Source organism: Klenkia terrae (genome assembly GCF_900491935.1).
GTDB classification, from domain to species: Bacteria; Actinomycetota; Actinomycetes; order Mycobacteriales; family Geodermatophilaceae; genus Klenkia; species Klenkia terrae.
This window is the reverse complement of the sequence record NZ_UEXK01000004.1, coordinates 2,055,571-2,072,635: the sequence shown is the minus strand read 5'-3', so window position 1 is coordinate 2,072,635 and position 17,065 is coordinate 2,055,571. Positions and strand designations below refer to the sequence as shown.

At 74.5% G+C, this 17,065-nt stretch carries 19 protein-coding genes; 8 read left to right on the top strand and 11 right to left on the bottom strand.

Annotation, left to right across the window (positions count from 1 at the left end; all coding sequences use genetic code 11):
• Positions 1-165: 165 nt before the first annotated feature.
• From LFA75_RS10635 to LFA75_RS10620, 4 genes are all read right to left on the bottom strand, one after another.
• Positions 166-681: a hypothetical protein gene (locus LFA75_RS10635; protein ID WP_225233611.1), complete on the bottom strand. Its 516-nt coding sequence runs from the start codon at positions 679-681 to the stop codon at positions 166-168.
• On the bottom strand, positions 678-1,286 hold the full coding sequence (locus LFA75_RS10630; RefSeq protein ID WP_225233610.1) for a TetR/AcrR family transcriptional regulator: 609 nt from the start codon (positions 1,284-1,286) through the stop codon (positions 678-680). Before LFA75_RS10630 ends, LFA75_RS10635 begins: the two co-directional genes overlap by 4 nt.
• A 64-nt stretch (positions 1,287-1,350) precedes the next feature.
• Positions 1,351-3,057, bottom strand: a complete 1,707-nt coding sequence (locus LFA75_RS10625; RefSeq protein ID WP_225233609.1) for a glycoside hydrolase family 13 protein — start codon at positions 3,055-3,057, stop codon at positions 1,351-1,353.
• A gap of 218 nt (positions 3,058-3,275) precedes the next feature.
• Positions 3,276-4,688, bottom strand: a complete 1,413-nt coding sequence (locus LFA75_RS10620; protein ID WP_225233608.1) for an amidase — start codon at positions 4,686-4,688, stop codon at positions 3,276-3,278.
• Positions 4,689-4,754: 66 nt separating this feature from the next.
• Here LFA75_RS10620 and LFA75_RS10615 point away from each other — a divergent pair, with 66 nt between their 5' ends.
• A complete protein-coding gene (locus tag LFA75_RS10615) occupies positions 4,755-5,243 on the top strand; it encodes a GNAT family N-acetyltransferase (protein ID WP_225233607.1) in 489 nt (162 codons plus the stop codon).
• Positions 5,244-5,382: 139 nt separating this feature from the next.
• The gene (locus LFA75_RS10610; RefSeq protein WP_318249979.1) at positions 5,383-6,423 is read left to right on the top strand and encodes an NAD(P)-dependent alcohol dehydrogenase; all 1,041 of its coding nucleotides are present in this window, start codon (positions 5,383-5,385) and stop codon (positions 6,421-6,423) included.
• Positions 6,424-6,480: 57 nt separating this feature from the next.
• Here LFA75_RS10610 and LFA75_RS10605 read toward each other — a convergent pair whose 3' ends face one another.
• From LFA75_RS10605 to LFA75_RS10595, 3 genes are read right to left on the bottom strand one after another with little or no spacing between them, the layout of a single operon-like run.
• On the bottom strand, positions 6,481-6,801 hold the full coding sequence (locus LFA75_RS10605) for a putative quinol monooxygenase (RefSeq protein WP_225233606.1): 321 nt from the start codon (positions 6,799-6,801) through the stop codon (positions 6,481-6,483).
• Positions 6,802-6,834: 33 nt separating this feature from the next.
• The gene (gene yaaA, locus LFA75_RS10600) at positions 6,835-7,584 is read right to left on the bottom strand and encodes a peroxide stress protein YaaA (RefSeq protein WP_225233605.1); all 750 of its coding nucleotides are present in this window, start codon (positions 7,582-7,584) and stop codon (positions 6,835-6,837) included.
• Positions 7,585-7,595: 11 nt separating this feature from the next.
• A complete protein-coding gene (locus LFA75_RS10595; RefSeq protein ID WP_404820937.1) occupies positions 7,596-8,681 on the bottom strand; it encodes an SPL family radical SAM protein in 1,086 nt (361 codons plus the stop codon).
• Positions 8,682-9,032: 351 nt separating this feature from the next.
• Here LFA75_RS10595 and LFA75_RS10590 point away from each other — a divergent pair, with 351 nt between their 5' ends.
• Positions 9,033-9,449, top strand: a complete 417-nt coding sequence (locus tag LFA75_RS10590; protein ID WP_225233603.1) for a hypothetical protein — start codon at positions 9,033-9,035, stop codon at positions 9,447-9,449.
• On the opposite strand, the gene LFA75_RS10585 is transcribed toward LFA75_RS10590, so the two are convergent.
• Positions 9,442-10,014, bottom strand: coding sequence for a TetR-like C-terminal domain-containing protein (locus LFA75_RS10585; RefSeq protein WP_225233602.1), 573 nt, complete (start codon positions 10,012-10,014; stop codon positions 9,442-9,444). The genes LFA75_RS10590 and LFA75_RS10585 overlap by 8 nt on opposite strands.
• A gap of 47 nt (positions 10,015-10,061) precedes the next feature.
• Between LFA75_RS10585 and LFA75_RS10580 the strand changes: the two genes are divergently transcribed.
• Positions 10,062-10,337, top strand: a complete 276-nt coding sequence (locus tag LFA75_RS10580; RefSeq protein ID WP_225233601.1) for a hypothetical protein — start codon at positions 10,062-10,064, stop codon at positions 10,335-10,337.
• Here the strand turns inward: LFA75_RS10580 and LFA75_RS10575 are convergent.
• The 3 genes from LFA75_RS10575 to LFA75_RS10565 are packed head-to-tail and all read right to left on the bottom strand — an operon-like array spanning position 10,315 to position 12,893.
• Positions 10,315-11,064 carry a CPBP family intramembrane glutamic endopeptidase gene (locus LFA75_RS10575; protein ID WP_225233600.1) on the bottom strand — a complete coding sequence of 250 codons (750 nt, stop codon included), beginning with the start codon at positions 11,062-11,064 and terminating at the stop codon, positions 10,315-10,317. The two genes, LFA75_RS10580 and LFA75_RS10575, sit on opposite strands and share 23 nt — an antisense overlap.
• A 46-nt stretch (positions 11,065-11,110) precedes the next feature.
• Complete coding sequence (locus LFA75_RS10570; RefSeq protein ID WP_225233599.1) at positions 11,111-11,908, bottom strand: exodeoxyribonuclease III; 798 nt, start codon at positions 11,906-11,908, stop codon at positions 11,111-11,113.
• Between the two features lie 22 nt (positions 11,909-11,930).
• The gene (locus LFA75_RS10565; RefSeq protein WP_225233598.1) at positions 11,931-12,893 is read right to left on the bottom strand and encodes an acyl-ACP desaturase; all 963 of its coding nucleotides are present in this window, start codon (positions 12,891-12,893) and stop codon (positions 11,931-11,933) included.
• Between the two features lie 69 nt (positions 12,894-12,962).
• On the opposite strand from LFA75_RS10565, the gene LFA75_RS10560 reads away from it, so the two are divergent.
• The 4 genes from LFA75_RS10560 to LFA75_RS10545 all read left to right on the top strand — a co-directional run bounded on the left by LFA75_RS10560 (position 12,963) and on the right by LFA75_RS10545 (position 17,043).
• Positions 12,963-13,526, top strand: coding sequence for a GNAT family N-acetyltransferase (locus tag LFA75_RS10560; protein WP_225233597.1), 564 nt, complete (start codon positions 12,963-12,965; stop codon positions 13,524-13,526).
• 6 nt (positions 13,527-13,532) lie between these two features.
• A complete protein-coding gene (locus LFA75_RS10555; protein WP_225233596.1) occupies positions 13,533-14,729 on the top strand; it encodes a cytochrome P450 in 1,197 nt (398 codons plus the stop codon).
• Positions 14,730-14,848: 119 nt separating this feature from the next.
• Positions 14,849-16,657 (top strand): LCP family protein, encoded by a 1,809-nt coding sequence (locus LFA75_RS10550; RefSeq protein WP_225233595.1) that lies wholly within the window; start codon positions 14,849-14,851, stop codon positions 16,655-16,657.
• Positions 16,658-16,698: 41 nt separating this feature from the next.
• The gene (locus tag LFA75_RS10545) at positions 16,699-17,043 is read left to right on the top strand and encodes a hypothetical protein (protein WP_225233594.1); all 345 of its coding nucleotides are present in this window, start codon (positions 16,699-16,701) and stop codon (positions 17,041-17,043) included.
• The last annotated feature ends 22 nt before the right edge of the window (positions 17,044-17,065 follow it).

Sequence of the window (17,065 nt, the reverse complement as noted above, 5' to 3'; positions counted from 1 at the left end):
TCCTCCGGTGGGTCTGGGCGCCGCGGCGGGCACCGGTGCACCCAGTCCAACGACCGCTCCGGGCACCCGCTCTGCCCCGGGCCCGGTGACCACCCCATCGGGTGCGGAACTGATCCGTCCGGTGACGGTGGGCGTCCCCGGCCACCCAGGGTGACCGCCGGGCGGTCAGCGCAGGCGGGCCAGCCGGAGCAGACCGACGACGACGGTGGCGACCGCGGTGGCGCCGGCGAGGACCAGCAGGACACCGCCGACGGCGATGCCGCTGCTCAGCCGGGGGTCGACGGCGGCCTGCAACAACCCCAGCAGCTGGCCGCCGCCCGCCTGGAGCACGATCCCGGCCCCGACCAGCAGCAGCCCGGTGCCGACCCCCACCCGGCGACGCTGCAGCAGCGCGCCGACGACCAGCAGGACGACGCCGGCGAGGAGCGCCAACCCGGCGGCCTGGAAGAAGGTGTCGCCGTTGATCGACTGGAGCAGCGGGCTGTAGCTCCCGATGCCGTCGCCGTAGCTGTAGTTGGGCAGGAACGCGCCGAGCAGGCCCAGCAGGGCGGTGACCAGGCCGAGCACCAGCAGCGGCACGCCGCCACCGTCGGCCCGCGGCGGGGGCCCGGCGGGCTGGTGGCCCCAGGGCGGCGGCTGGTTCCACGGCTGGGGCTGGTTCCAGGGCGGTGGCTGGCTCACCCGGACCATCCTGCCGGGTCGACGGCGTGCTGGTCGGCGTGCTGGTCGGCATCCAGGTGGGCATGGCTGCGCAGCAGCCGGCGCAGGGCCGCGACCGCCCGCTCGGTGCGCTCGGCCCCGCCGAACGCGGTCTGGTGCAGGACCAACGCGTCGATGGTGAGGAAGACCAGCTCGGCGAGGTCGGGGTCGCCCAGCCCGTTGCGCACCAGCTCCTCGCGCACCGCGGCGCGGTAGCGGGCGTTCACCCGCTCCATGACCGCGGCGATCTCCGGCCGGCGGCGGCCCTCCAGGTAGAGCTCGAACTGGAACGCCTGGACCTCGGGGTGCCCGGTGACCATCTCGACGATGCCCGAGGCCAGCTCGCCGAAGCCGAGGCCGGGGGAGCGCAGGTGGATGTCGTCGATGCTCGGGCCGACGCAGTGCAGCAGCGCCTCCTCGACGAGGGCGTCCCAGCTGCCGAAGTGGTAGCGGACCGACCCGTGGGTCACCCCGGCCGCGGCGGCCACCGACCGGTAGGTCAGGCCGCGCAGGCCCCGGGTGGCCGCGATGGTGACCGCGGCCTGCAGGAGGGCCTCCTTCGCCGTGCCGTACGGCACGCCCGCCATCCGCTCCTCCGTCCTCCCCACCCCGACCGGGACCGAGGCTAGAGGAGCCCGCCGCGGTCGGCGGTCAGCGCAGGCGCAGGATCCGGGCGTCCCAGGGCCCGAGGACGGCGTCGTCGTGGTCGGGCAGGTGGTCCCGGTTGCCCAGCACGAGCTCGTCGCCGACGGCCTCGGGCAGCAGCTCGGCCAGCGGGTACGGGGTGGCCGACACGTTGCAGACCACGAGCAGGGTGTCGCCGTCCAGGCTGCGGGTGAAGGCGTACACGTCCTCGTGGTCGGGCAGCAGCATCGTGAAGTCACCGAGCTGCACGGTGCGGTCCGCGTGCCGCAGCGCGATCAGCGCCCGGTGGTGGGCCAGCACCGAGTGCGGGTCCTCCCGCTGGGCCGCGACGTTCCACTCGACGTGGTCGGGGTTGACCCCGATCCACGGCGTCCCGGTGGTGAACCCGGCGTGCTCGGTGGCGTCCCACTGCACCGGGGTGCGGGCGTTGTCCCGGCTGGCCGGGCGCAGGGTGGCCAGCACCTCCTCCGGGTCGGCCCCGAGCGCGGTGGCCTCGGCGACGTGGTTGAGCGTCTCGATGTCCCGGAAGTCGCGGACCGAGGACCAGGTGGAGTTGGCCATGCCGATCTCCTCGCCCTGGTAGACGTAGGGCGTCCCGCGGTGGCCGTGCAGCAGGGTGGCCAGGCACGTCGCGGAGTCCCGTCGGTACGCGGGGGAGTCGTCGCCGAACCGGGACACCGCGCGCGGCTGGTCGTGGTTGTCCCAGTACAGGGAGTTCCAGCCGACGTCGGCCAGACCGGCCTGCCAGCGGCCGAACGAGGCCTTCAGGTCGGTCAGCCGCAGCGGCCGGTGGTCCCACTTGGACGCGCCCTGGTCCAGCTGCACGTGCTCGAACTGGAACACCATGTCCAGCTCGGCGCGGGCCGGGTCGGTGACCAGGCGGGCCTGCTCGACCGTGGCGCCGGGCATCTCGCCGACGGTGATCAGGTCGGCGTCCCGACCGGCGAACACCTCGCGGTGCATCTCGGCGAGGAACTCGTGCAGCCGTGGGCCGAAGAAGGTCGCCACGCTGCCGTCGCCATAGGGGGTACCGGGGATCGGCGGGCCGTCGGGGAGGTCGGGCTGCTTGCTGATCATGTTGATCACGTCCATCCGGAAGCCGTCGACCCCGCGGTCCAGCCACCACCGCATCATCTCGTAGACCGCCCGCCTGACCTGCGCGTTCTCCCAGTTCAGGTCGGGCTGCCTGCGGCTGAACAGGTGCAGGTAGTACTGGCCGGTCGTCTCGTCGAGCTCCCAGCAGGGCCCGGAGAAGAAGGACTGCCAGTTGGTCGGCTCGGCGCCCGGGGTGCCGGCGTCCATGCCCTCGCGGGCGTCCCGCCACCAGTACCAGTCGCGCTTGGGGCTCACCGTCGAGCTGCGGGACTCCACGAACCACGGGTGCTCGTCGCTGGTGTGGTTGACCACCAGGTCCATCACGATCTTGATGCCTCGGGCGTGCGCGTCGGCGAGCAGCGCGTCGAACTGGTCCAGCGTGCCGAACGCGGGGTCGATGTCCTGGTAGTCGCTGATGTCGTAGCCGTTGTCGTCCTGCGGCGAGCGGTACACCGGTGACAGCCAGACGACGTCCACGCCCAGGTCGGCCAGGTGGTCCAGCTTGCCGCGGATGCCCTCGAGGTCGCCGATCCCGTCGCCGTCGGAGTCGGCGAAGGAGCGGGGGTACACCTGGTAGACGACGGCCGAGGTCCACCAGGGCGGGTTCGCGGAGGTCACCAGCCCCATCCTGCCGACCATCCGGTCACCCCGCAGTCGCGCACCGTCCGCGCAGTCGCGGTTCAGATGCGTGCCGAGGCCGCACACGGGTCGGGGACGGCAGGGTGCCGGCGTGATCCGGTCGCGGGGGGCGGAGCCCTCCCGACCGGATCACTCGCAGCGGCTCAGCGGCGGTCGGGACGGCCGTCGACCGCGGTGCGATCCGGAGGATCGCGGTGTCACAGCACGGGGCGGCGCAGGCCGTGGCCGGTGGCCTGCTCGAAGGCGTGGCCGACCTCCAGCACCCGCCGGTCGGCCCGGGGTGCGGCGATGACCTGCAGACCCACCGGCAGGCCGGCGGGGGGGGACCCGCCGGGGGCGCTCCGCGCCGGGCAGCCGGGGGGGCTGATCAGGGGGCAGGAGCGCATCCAGCCCCGGGAGTCGGCGAACTCCACGCCGGCGACGGACGGCGGGTACTCCTGCTCGACGGGGAAAGGCAGCACCTGGGTCACCGGCGCCAGCAGGACGTCGTAGCGGGTGAAGAACTCGACCACCCGCTCGTACAGCTTGGTGTGCGCCACCTCGGCGCGGCCGACGTCGGCACCGGTGAGGGCCGCACCGACCGAGGCGTTCCACTTGATGGTGTCCTTGACCAGGTCGGGGGAGCGGCGGACGGCGTCGCCGAACGAGGCCTCGAACAGCCAGGCCCGCAGGACGCCGAACGCCTCGTCGGCACCGGTCAGGTCGGGGCAGTCCTCGTCGACCGTGGCCCCCAGGTCGCGGAAGACCTGCAGCTGGGCCATCAGCACCTCGGTGATCGCCGGGTCCACCGGGACCCGGCCGCCCAGGTCCGGCGTCCAGGCGATCCGCAGCCCGGTCAGCTCGGTGGGCAGCGGGTCGGCGAAGGCGGCGGCCGGGTCGGTCAGCGAGATCGGCACCCGCGGGTCGGCGCCGGCCAGCACGGACAGCCCCAGCGCGACGTCGGAGACGGTGCGGGCCATCGGTCCCTGCACCGAGAGCTGCGACCAGCCGATCGCGGTCGGGTGCGAGGGCACCCGGCCCGGCGTCGGCCGCAGCCCGACGACGTTGTTGAACGCGGCCGGGTTGCGCAGTGAGCCGCCCATGTCGCTGCCCTCGGCCAGCGGCACGAACCCTGCGGCCAGCGCCGCGGCCGCCCCGCCCGAGGAGCCGCCGGCGGACAGCCCGTGCCGGTAGGGGTTGTGCGTGGCGCCGAAGAGGGTGTTGAAGGTGTGCGAGCCGGCGGCGAACTCGGGCACGTTGGTCTTGCCGACCCGGATCGCCCCGGCGGCCTTGAGCCGGGCGACGACGAGCTCGTCGCGGGCCGGCACGGTGTCCCGGTGCAGCGGCGAGCCCCACGTCGTCCGCATCCCGCCGGTCTGGTGGGTGTCCTTGTGCGCCACCGGGATGCCGTGCAGCGGGCCGACCGCCTCGCCGGCCGCCAGCCGGGCGTCGGCGTCGTCGGCCGCGGCGCGCGCGGCGTCGTCGTCGCGGGTCACGATCGCGTTGACCTGGCCGTCGTACCGGTCGATGCGGGCTAGGTGCGCCTCGAGCACCTCGCGGGCGCTCACCTCGCGGGTGCGGATCAGCGCGGCCAGCTCGGTGGCGGGGCGGGTGCACAGCTCGTCGGTCACCGGGCGACCGTAGCGCGGAAAGTATCTCAGTGGTGAGAGATCTCGGGACGTCGGCACACTGACCCGGTGACCGTCCGACCCGCCACCGACGCCGACGCCGCGGCGATCAGCGCCGTCTACGACCACCACGTGCTGCACACGCTGGCCACGTTCGACCTGGTCCCGCCGACCCTCGAGCACCGGCGGGCCTGGCTGGCCGACCATGCGGGCGGTCGGCACCGCGTGCTGGTCGCCGAGCGCGCCGGCGCCGTGGTCGGGTTCGCCAGCAGCGGCCGGTTCCGGCCCCGGCCGGCCTACGACGCGACCGTGGAGACCAGCGTCTACCTGGCCCCGGACGCCGTGGGCCAGGGTCTCGGCCGCGCGCTGTACGCGGCCCTGTTCGAGGTCCTGGCGGGGGAGGACGTGCACCGGGCGATCGCGGTCATCGCCCAGCCCAACCCGGCGTCGGAGGCCCTGCACCGGGCGTTCGGCTTCCGCCACGTCGGCACGTTCGGCGAGGTCGGCCACAAGTTCGGCCGGTACGTCGACGTCGCCTGGTTCCAGAAGGACGTCTGACCCCACTCGTCGCCCGGCGTGACCCAGGTCGCCCGGATCGGTCGTGTGCAACAGATCGCATGCGGGTAGGTGGGGTGGGCGCTGCTGGGTCCGCAGGGATCCCGGCGCTCCCCCCGTACCGAGAACCGAGGAGATCCACGTGCCCACCACCGTGACCGCCCGGTCCACCGCCTCCGCCGGCGGCTCCTTCGAGCGCACCACCATCGAGCGCCGCGACGTCCGCCCGAACGACGTCCGGATCGAGATCGCCTACGCCGGCATCTGCCACTCCGACATCCACACCGCGCGCGACGAGTGGGGTGCCGCCAACTACCCGCTGGTGCCCGGGCACGAGATCGCCGGGGTCGTGGCCGAGGTCGGCTCCGACGTCACCAAGTACTCCGTCGGCGACCGGGTCGGCGTCGGCTGCTTCATCGACTCCTGCCGCGAGTGCGAGAACTGCCTGGCCGGCGAGGAGCAGTACTGCCTGAAGGGCGAGACCGGCACCTACGGCGGCATGCAGGACGGCAAGCCCACCGACGGCGGCTACTCCGAGCAGATCGTCGTCGACGAGAACTACGTCCTGGGCATCCCCGAGGGCATCTCGCTGGAGCAGGCCGCCCCGCTGCTGTGCGCCGGCATCACGCTGTACTCCCCGCTCAAGCACTGGGGTGCCGGCCCGGGCAAGAAGGTCGCCATCGTCGGCCTCGGCGGGCTCGGCCACATGGGCGTCAAGATCGCCGCGGCGCTGGGCGCCGAGGTCACCGTGCTGTCCCAGTCGCTGAAGAAGCAGGAGGACGGCCTGCGCTTCGGCGCGGAGCACTACTACGCGACCAGCGACGAGAGCACCTTCGAGACGCTCAAGGGTGAGTTCGACCTGATCGTCAACACCGTCTCGGCGACCCTGGACCTGGACGCCTACCTGGGCCTGCTCCGGGTCAACGGCACCCTGGTAGAGGTCGGCGCCCCCGAGCAGCCGATGACCGAGGCCGCGTTCTCGCTCATCACCAACCGCCGCTCGCTGGCCGGCTCGAAGATCGGCGGCATCCGCGAGACCCAGGAGATGCTCGACTTCTGCGCCGAGCACCACCTGGGCGCCGAGGTCGAGGTCATCGGCGGCGACCAGATCGACGAGGCCTACGAGCGCGTCGTGCACTCCGACGTCCGCTACCGCTTCGTGATCGACACCGCGCGTCTGTGAGCTGAGCGCAGGTCCTCGACGCCCCCCGGCACAGCACCGCCGGGGGGCGTCCTGCGTTCAGGAGACGGTGAACTCGCCCAGGTCGTCCCAGTGCTCGCCGGGGATCTGCATGTTGCGGACCTTCGGGGTGCGGACCAGGTACTGCGGCAGCTCTGCCTGGGCGGTCCTGAAGTGGTCGCTGGTCACGTGCGCCTCGGCGGCGTCGTCGGCGAAGCCCTCGATGAGGATGTACTCGGTCGGGTCCTCGACGTTGCGCGACCAGTCGAAGAAGAGGTTGCCGGGCTCGGCGCGGGTGCCCTCGGTGAACGCGCGGGTGAGCTCGGGCCACTGGTCGGCGTGCTCGGGCTTCACCGGGAATCGGACGCAGATGAAGATCATGCGTCCAGTCTGCGGCGCCCGGCGCCGTCCCGCTCAGGCCGGGACGACGAGGGTCAGCGCCGCGCTGCCCCGAGCCCGTTCCACGTGGAACCCACCCCGGCGGAGCAGGGCCACCAGGCCGACCACGTCGGCCGGCTCGGCGCGGGTGGTGGCCAGCAGCCGGGCCAGCCGACCCTTGTGCGCCTTGTTGAAGTGGCTGACCACCGCGCGCGAGCCGTCGGCCCGCTCGCTGAGCACGTCGACGGTCACCGCACCCGGGACCGGTGCCAGATCGGCATAGCTGCCCGAGCGCAGGTCGACGACCAGCCCGTCGGCCGCGGCCGCGAGCACCGGGCCCAGCACCGGCCGCCACAGCGCCCGGAGCCGGGGGAGACCCGGCAGGTGGGAGATCGCCGACAGGCGGTAGGCGGGGATCGGCTCGCCGCCGTGGACCAGGCCGAACAGCGCCGACCCGACGGCCAGCCGCCGGTCGGCCTTGACCCGCTGCGCCCGGGTCAGCGACCGGACGTCCAGCGCGTCGTAGAGCACGCCGGTGTACCGGTCCAGGGCGGGCAGCGTCGGCGCCGTCCGGACGGCGGCGTTGCGGGCGATCTCGGCGTCCTGCGCGGCGCTGACCCCGAGCGCCTTCCGGGAGGCCGGCACGTCGCCGGCCAGGGCCTCGATGCCGCCCAGCAACTGCTCCCGCACCGGGTCCAGCTCCGGGTGGCTCAGCGCGGCGAGGTCCAGCGGGGCGCCGTCCCCGCCGGGGTGCTTGGTCTCCGAGGGGGGCAGCAGCACGAGCACGAGGAGCGAGCCTAGGTCCAGTACAGGAAGCGGGCGCCGGGCAGGCGGCGCTCGACCGCGTCGGTGAACCAGCCGCGCAGCTCGGTCATCACGTCCTTGGGGTAGACGTGCTTCACCGCGCCGAACTTGCCGCGCTTGGTGGTGCGCAGCTCCTCGTCCATCTCCAGCTTGGTGCGCGGGTACCAGTCGGTGAGCGTCGCCTTGGAGTTCGGGGTGAACCGGTGGGTGATGCACTCGACGGTCAGGTCGGCGTGGTGGGGGAGGACGGCGGCGACGGAGTCCAGGAGCTCGCCGTACTCGGTGCGCCAGTCCTCGACCGGCATGATCGGGGCGATGGTCAGCCCCACCGGGTAGCCGGCCTCGGCCACCCGGCCCAGCGCGGCGACCCGGGCCGGCACCGGGGAGGTCGCGCCCTCGAAGCGGCGGGCCACCGAGGCGGCGTTGACCGAGAACCGCAGCCGGGTGCGACCGCGGTGGGGGAGCTCGAGCAGGGACTCGACGTCGTCGAACTTGGTGGTGGCCCGCAGCTGCACCGGACCGGGCCAGTCGTGGGTGCCGAAGTGCGTGATCGCCGTGGCCAGGCCGCCGGTGAGGTGCTCGATGGCCAGCGGGTCGGTGTAGCAGGACGCCTCGAACGTCGTCCCCTCGTGGCCGCGCTCGGCCGTGCCCGAGGTGACCTCGCCGCGGCCGACGTAGCCGTCGAGGGAGGCCAGCACGTCGGGCAGGTCGGCGAACACCCGGGTGATCGGGGGGCCGGTGAGCGAGCCGGCCAGGTAGCAGTACTGGCAGTGCGCGGGGCAGCCCTCGGCCAGGTCGAAGCGCCAGTCCGCGGACGGCGGGATCGGCTGCAGCCGGCGCTTGGACGGCGCGCCCACGACCACGGCGAGGGTGTCCTTGGCGGCCATGAAGGCGGCGCGGTCGCCGTCCCCGCGCAGGTTGGGCAGCCGGTCGCCGGCGAGCACCTGGACGTCGGGCACGCCGGCCGCCTGCACCCGCTCCAGCACCTGGCGGCCGTGGGGGAGGGCGGCGGCGGAACGGGTCACCAGGACGCGGGACGGCGTCCACAGGCGGGGGGGCGCGGGGGCGGGGGGGCGCACCCCCCCCCACACCCGGAGGGGGGGGGCCGCCTCCCCCCCCCCGGGGGGGCCGCCCCGCCGGCCGCCCCCCGGGGGCGGGCCCCCGCCCCCTGCGCGGNCGCCGTCCCGCGTCCTGGTGACCCGTTCCGCCGCCGCCCTCCCCCACGGCCGCCTGCACCCGCTCCAGCACCTGGCGGCCGTGGGGGAGGGCGGCGGCGGAACGGGTCACCAGGACGCGGGACGGCGTCCACAGGCGGGTGGGCGCGGGAGCAGTGGTCATCACCTCCTCCAACACCGGACGGCGGGGGCTCGCTTCCCCCGGCCGAGGGGGTCTGCCTTGACGTCGGCGCCCGGGGGCAGGACCGTCGACCCATGACGGTGCCGGCGGTGACGCGGATGGGGTCGTGGGTGCTGGACCGGCGCGGTCAGGGCCGTGGCGTGCGGATCACCCGGCACCCCGAGCTGCACGCGATCAACCTGAGCATCTGGCGCGAGAGCGTCTGCGTGGGCACCGTGCACCTGAGCCCGGTGGACGCCGCCGAGGTCGTGCAGGCCATCACCGGCCAGCTGGCCGAGCTGGCCCGTCCGGCGCCGGTGCCGCCGGTGCGTGCCGCGGGCCGGGTCGACGAGCTCGAGGCCCGGATCGCGCAGCTGGAGCAGCAGGCCCGGGCACCCCGGCCGGCCGGCTGGCGCCGGGCCGTGGAGAAGCTGGTCGCGGTCAGCTCGGTGCACCCCTTCGGCAAGCCCGCCCCGCCGACCCCGACCGGGCCGATCGGCGTCGTCAGGTAGCCGGCCGGGGCGCCGCCCCGGCCAGCAGCAGCTCCACCACGTCGGCCACGTGGTCCTCGGCCAGCAGCTCCCCGCGCCACAGCAGCGGGTAGTAGGCCGCACCGGCCACCAGGTCGAGCACGGTGTCGGCGTCCAGGTCGGCCCGGACCTCGCCGCGCTGGCGGGCGTCCTCGACCCACCGGTGGCCCTCGGCCCGCACGTCGGCGAGCGCGTCGCCGAAGGCCTCGCCGATCCGGGTGTCGCCGGCCGCGGCGGCCAGCAGCTCGGTGGAGGCCCGCCGGACGCCCGGTTCCGCGAGGCCCGCGGCGGTCCGGTGCAGCGTGGCCACCAGGAACTCCCGCAGCGAGCTCACCGGGGGCAGCGGCCGGGGCTCCGGCTCGGCGCGCAGCGCGGCCAGCAGGACGTCCTCGACCGTGGCGTACCGCCGGGTGAGCGCGGGCAGGCTGACCCCGGCCCGCCGCGCGATCCGCTCCCGGGTCAGCCCGGCCCGGCCCTCCTCGGCGAGCAGCGCGAAGCAGGCCCGGGCGACGGCGCGGTCGATCTCGGGGTCGCGGGGTCGGGCCATGCGGGTTACGTTAACTCCACGAACGCAACCGAGCGAGAGGGGACGACGTGCTGTCGACCACCACGTACACCGGGGAGATCCAGGGCCACACCGTCGAGGTGCGGTTCGACCAAAAGCTGGTCGTCGTCAACCGCGTCGACCTCGCTGTCGACGGCACGCAGGTCGACGCCGCGAAGGTCGTCTATGGCGAGCGCGAGCTGACCACCACGCTGGACGACGGCACGGTCGTCGCCGTCGTCGTGCACTCCGGCATGAACGGCGAGGCCACCCGGGTGCAGCTGCCCCAGGCCGACGGGTCGTTCACCGACCTGCAGGCGCGCTGACCTCCACCGGGCGCCGCTCGTACCGGAGGACCAGCCAGAGCCCGAACGCCAGGGTGAGCAGCAGCTGGCCGGCCTCCCACCAGACCGGGACGGCGCCCGGGGCCTCGGCCAGCACCAGCAGGTTGCTCAGCGCGTGCAGCCCGACGAGCGGCCAGATCGACACCACGTGCATCCGCAGCGCGGCCAGCGCGAAGCCCTGGATGGTCGCGTGCGGCACCTGGAAGGCCAGGTAGTCCAGCTCGCGGCCCAGCACGACGCCCGACAGCACGTGCCCGACGCCGAAGAGCACGCCCACGGCGACCGCCCGCCACAGCGGCCTGACCGCGCGCAGCAGCTCCTGCACGACGCCGCGGGACCACAGCTCCTCGCTGGTCGCCGCGACCAGCACCAGGACGACGGTGCTCATCGCCTCGACCGGGCCGAGCTCCCAGCCGAACACGATGCGCGCGGCGTAGACGACAGCCAGCGGCGCCAGCGGCCACCACGCGCGGGGCCGCACCTCGCGCAGCCACGGCATCCGCCACCAGCCCAGCCGGGCGACGACCGCCAGCGGCACCGCGCAGGCCAGCAGGTTGACCACCACGGCACCGAGGTCGGGGAACGCGGCGACGGCCATCGGGGACAGTCCCAGCGCAGCGACGACGACGACGGCCCGCCAGCCGACGGCGACCGCCACCGACCACAGCCACGGGTGCCGGACCGGGGCGGCGGTCACCGGTGCGGTCACGCGGTGAGCATGCCGGGCGTGCGCGCCGGGAGCGAGGCCCCCGCGGTCAGTCGGCGAGGTCGACGACCACCGGGGCGTGGTCGCTGGCGCCCTTGCCCTTGCGCTCCTGCCGGTCGATCTCCGCGCCGGTCACCCGAGCGGCGAGGGCGGGGGAGCACAGCGCGAAGTCGATCCGCATCCCCTCGCGCCGCGGGAAGCGCAGCTGGGTGTAGTCCCAGTACGTGTACTCACCCGGCGTGTGCGGACGGACGACGTCGGCGTAGCCGGCCTCGACGACCGCGGCGAAGGCGGCGCGCTCGGGCGGGCTGACGTGCGTGGAGTGGGCGAAGACCGCCATGTCCCACACGTCGCCGTCCTCCGGGGCGATGTTCCAGTCGCCGGTCAGCGCGATCTGCGCGTCGGCGTCCGCGGCCAGCCAGCCGGCGGCGTTCTCCCGCAGCGCCGCGAGCCAGTCGAGCTTGTAGGCCAGGTGCGGGTCGCCGAGCTGGCGGCCGTTGGGCACGTACAGCGACCACGTCCGGACGCCGCCGCAGGTCGCGCCGATCGCGCGTGCCTCGGGGGCGGGGTCCAGGCCCTCCTTGGCCGACCAGGACGGCATGCCGTCGAAGCCGATCTGCACGTCCTCGATGCCCACCCGGGACACGATCGCGACGCCGTTCCACTGGTTGAGCCCGACGTGGGCGACCTCGTAGCCGATCGCCTCGAACGGCATGTGCGGGAACTGGTCGTCCCGGCACTTGGTCTCCTGGATCGCCAGGACGTCGACCCCGCTGCGCTCGAGGAACGCGGTGACCCGGTCGACCCGGGTCCGGACGGAGTTCACGTTCCAGGTCGCCAGGCGCACCGCTCGACCCTAAGGCGGCGCCTCAGGCTTGGGCGAGGGGGGCGATCTGCTCGTCGGCGCGGGCCTGCAGGCGGTCGCGCATCCGCTGCCGGGACTCCACGAACTTCGTCGCCTGCGCATCCAGCCCGACCATGAACTGGGCGAGGTCCTCGCGGGCCTTCTCGCCCTCGGGGCCGAAGCCCTCGCGCTCGAAGACCTTCCAGTGCCGCAGGATCGGCGCGACGACATCGTCGTGGTGCAGCCGCAGGTCGTAGATGCCGGCCTTGGCGATGATCGTGGAGTTCTTCCGGAAACCGGCCATCGTGGCGCCGGGCATCTCGAAGCCGATCACCTCGTCGGCGATGGCCCGCATGGTCTCGTCCGGGGCGATCTCGAGCGCCGCGGCGACGATGTTCCGGTAGAAGACCATGTGCAGGTTCTCGTCCTTGGCGATCCGGGCGAGCATCTGGTCGGCGATCGGGTCGTTGGTCGCCTTGCCGGTGTTGCGGTGGCTGACCCGGGTGGCCAGCTCCTGGAAGGACACGTAGGTCACCGCCTCCAGCGGCGTCTTGTCCCCGGAGTCGTAGCCCGACGTCATGTAGTCCATCCGAGCCCGCTCGAGCTCCACCGGGTCGACGCCGCGGGTGACCACGAGGTAGTCGCGGATGGCGATGCCGTGCCGGTTCTCCTCGGCGGTCCAGCGGCCGACCCAGGTGCCCCAGGCGCCGTCCCGGCTGAACCGGGTGGCGATCTCCCGGTGGTAGCTGGGGAGGTTGTCCTCGGTGAGCAGGTTGGTGATCATCGCGGCCTTGGCGGTCGCGTCGAGACGGGACTGCTCGGGCGCCCAGTCCTCGCCGCCCAGGAAGGCGAAGTCGCGGCCCTCGGACCACGGCACGTAGTCGTGCGGGTGCCACTCCTGGGCCATCTTCTCGTGCCGGTTCAGGTTCTCCTCGACGACCGGTTCGAGTTCGGCCAGCAGGGCCGCCGTGGTCGGGTTCTGGGACACCGTGCACCTCCGAGATGGGCCGAGGAGTCCCACGCTACCCGCGCACCGGGTGTGGCACGCTCTTGCCCGATGCTCGCGACGAGACTCTCCGTGGACCTGGCCGGACCCGACGACGTCGCCCCCGCCCGGGCGCTGATGGTGCGCGTCCTCGGGGAGGACCTGGGCTACGGCTTCCGCCCGGAGTGGCACGCCGACCTGGCCGACCCGGCCACGGCGTACCTGCGGACGCCGGGGCAGGCGCTGTTCCTGGCCCGGGACGCCGAGGGCACGCTGCTGGGCACCACCGCGGTCAAGGCCGGCGGTCCCCGCAGCCCGCAGGTGCTGGTCGACCACTACGCCGGCCGGTCGGTCGCCCAGCTCGCCCGGGTGTGGGTGCTGGCCGAGCACCGCCGGCGCGGGGTGGCCCGGGCCCTGGTGGCCGCCGCGGCGCGCTGGGCCGCCGTCGAGGCCGGCTACCGGACCGTCTACCTGCACACCGACGCCGCCGTCCCCGGCGCGGAGGCCTTCTGGCGCTCGATGCCGGTCCGCGAGGTGCTCGACGAGCGGACGCCGGGTGCGCTGCTGCAGACGATCCACTTCGAGCTGGACGTCACAGCGCTGCCCGGGAACCACGACCAGCCCCACCACGACTGAGCCGGCATGCCCGACCTCGCGATCGACGACGTCTTCGCCCCGCTGACCCGGGTGGACGTCGACCCCGTGGGCTGGCTGGCCGACCGCCGCGAAGAGGGGCCGGTCACCCGGCTGGACCTGTTCGGCAACCCGGTCTGGCTGGTGACCCGGCACGCCGACGTCCGTGCGGTGCTCGCCGACACCAAGGCCTTCAGCAACGACTTCGCCCACCTGGCCGCCGCCGGCGGGGACGACGACGGCGACCTGGGGCTGGCCGACCCGGGCGGGCTGGGCTTCCGCGACCCGCCCGACCACACCCGGCTGCGCCGCATGCTGGCGCCGGCCTTCACCGCCCGCCGGCTGGCCACCCTGGCCCCCGCCGTGGAGCGGGTCGTGCACGAGCGGCTGGACGTCCTGGCCGCGGCCGGCCCGGGGGCCGACCTGGTCGCCGAGTTCGCCACCCCGGTGCCGGCGATGGTGATCGGTGAGCTGCTCGGGGTCTCCCGCGCCGACCAGGAGGCCTTCGCCGACATCGCCACCGGCCGGTTCGACCTGCTGGCGTCGATCCTGGCGCCGCTGGACTCCGCCGCCGATGGCCTGGCCCACCTGCAGGACCTGGTCGCCCGCGAGCGCGCGGCCCCCGGCCCGGGCCTGCTCGGCGATCTGGTGCGCGACCACGGGGACGCCGTCGACGACGTCGAGCTCGCCGGGCTGGTCGACGGCCTGCTGGTCGGCGGGCACGAGACCACCGCGAGCATGCTGGCGCTGGGCAGCCTGCTCCTGCTGCGGGACCCGGCGCGGGCGGCCCTGGTGCGCGACGAGCCGGCCGCGGTGGCCGGTGCGGTGGAGGAGCTGCTGCGCCACCTGACCGTCGTCCAGGTCGCCTTCCCGAGGTTCGCCCGGGCCGACGTCGAGCTCGCCGGCCAGCAGGTGGCCGCCGGCGACCTGGTGCTCTGCTCGCTGGCCGGCGCCGACCGGGATCCCCGGCTGGCCGCCGACCTCGACCGGCTGGACCTGCGCCGGACGCCGACCCAGCACGTGGCCTTCGGGCACGGCATCCACCACTGCCTCGGCGCCCCGCTGGCCCGCCTCGAGCTGCAGATCGCCTTCCCTGCGCTGCTGCAGCGCTTCCCCGGTCTGGCCGTCGACATCGCACCGGAGATGCTGACGTTCCGTCAGCGGTCGATCGTGTTCGGTCTGGACGCGCTGCCGGTGCGCTGGTGATCCTGCCGCGAAAGGGTTGTGTTCGCGGCTGACGGGGAAGTGCGGGCGGTTGCGGTGCGATCATGGGTCGATGTGCCGACCGGACTGCGAGCGGGCGAGAGCGTGCGGGTGAACGCCTGATGGGTCCGACCGACCCGAGCGACCCGATCGACAGCACCGCCCGCATCCCGCGCCGCGAGCTCGACGCCGGGCGCCCGCCGGCCCCCGGGACCCGACGAGGCCGTCGAGCCGAGGGCAAGACCGACCCCGAGCTCGCCGCGCGCGCCCGGGCCGCGGCCGGGCTGTCCCCGGTCGAGCCCGAGCGTCCTGCCCGGCCGGAGCCGACCCCCGACGAGGACGACGTCGCGACCGCCTGGGTCCGCCCGGTGGCCGCCGACGTGCCGCGCCGGTCGCCCGAGGCTGCCCGGGACCGGTCCGCCCCCCCGGCCGGGGGGCGCCGTCCGGCCCGCAGCTTCGGCCGGGCGGCCGGCCTCACCGTGCTCGGCGCCCTGGTCCCGGGGACCGGGTTGCTGGCCGCCGGGTGGCGCCGCACCGGTGCCGTCGTCCTGGCCGTGTTCGTGGTGCTGCTGGGCGGGCTGGCCTGGCTGGCGACGGCCGGCCGGCGCACCGCCGTCCGCGCCGCCGTCGACCCGGACCTGCTGCTCGGGGTCATGGTGGGCGTGGGTGTGCTGGCCGTCCTGTGGATCACCGTCGTCGTGCTCGGCTACCGGCTGCTCGTGCCGCGGCGGCTGCCTGGTCTGCAGCGGGCGGCCGGGGTGCTGCTCGTGGTGCTGCTGATGGTCGGGGTCGCTGTCCCCGCGGTGGCCGCGGTCCGGTTGGCCGGCGCCCAGCGGAACCTGGTCGACACGGTGTTCGCCGACTCCGAGAGCGCCACGGTCGTGGAGCCGGCCGACCCGGTGAACCCCTTCGGGGACAAGGAGCGGGTGAACATCCTGCTGCTGGGCGGGGACGGCGGCGACGGGCGCGAGGGCGTGCGCACCGACACCGTGATCGTGGCCAGCATCGAGACCGCCACCGGCGCGACCACGCTGTTCAGCCTGCCCCGCAACCTGGAGGACCTGCCGTTCCCGCAGGGCACCGAGCTGGCCGAGCTGTTCCCCGACGGGTTCGACGCCGGCGAGGAGAGCGAGAGCCTGCTCAACGCGGTCTACCGCAACGGCCCGGCGCTCTACCCCGATGCGCTCGGCGCGCCCAGCGACAACCCGGGTGCCGACTGGCTCAAGCTCGGCGTGGGCGAGGCCCTCGGCCTGCCGATCGACTACTACGTGCTGGTCAACCTGGACGGGTTCAGCCAGCTGGTCGACGCCCTCGGCGGCATCACGGTCAACGTCAACTACTACGTGCCGGTGGGCGGCGAGCCCAGCATCGGCACGCTGCCCGACGCCTACATCGCCCCCGGCCCGGACCAGGAGATGGACGGCGCCACCGCGCTGGCCTTCTCCCGCGGCCGGTTCGGCCTCACCGACTACCAGCGGATGGACCGGCAGCGCTGCGTGCTGGACTCCATCGTCGCCGCGGCCGACCCGGTCACCCTGCTGACCCGCTACCAGCAGCTGGCCGCGACCACGACGGACATCGTGAGCACCGACATCCCGCAGTCGGTGCTGGGGGACTTCGTCGACATCGCCTTCCTGGTCAAGGACGCCGGGATCCGCAGCGTGGTCTTCGACGACACGGTGATCAGCCCGGCCTACCCGGACTACGACCAGATCCGGCTGCTGGTGCAGCAGGCCCTGGGCACCGCGCCGCCGGTGACGGCCGCCCCGACGTCCGCGGCACCGGCCCCGGCGACGACCACCTCGGCCGCGCCGACCAGCGGCGCGGCACCCACGACGGGTGCGGTCGCCGACGTCGCGGACGCCTGCGCCTACGACCCCGCAGCCGCCCAGGCGGCCATCGACGCCGGCGAGCCGCCCACCCGAGGGTGAACGGGCGGCCGCCGGCCTGACCGGCGGCCGGTGGCTGTGCCATGGTCGCGCGGAAGCGCAGCCGGGACGGGATGCAGGGGGACACGATGACGCCGACCGACGACGACCCGGGCGCCGGGTTCCCGGTGCCCTTGGACCCCGCCGCCCTGCCCACTCGGCGGGAGCGCCGGCTGGCCTCCCGGGCAGCGGGCCGGGTCGATGCCCGGGGGCCGCGGACCGGTGAGTTCGAGCTGACCGATGCAGCCCGGGCCGCTCGGGACGCAGCAGGTCTCACCGCCGAGCTGAGCGCCACGGGTCGGTGGCGCTGGCTGCAGCGGGAGGACGAACGGGCCGCGCAGACCGACGAGCCGGTCCCCGGACCGACCCAGGGCCGGCACCGCGGCTGAGCTGCGGACCGGGCGGGTGGGG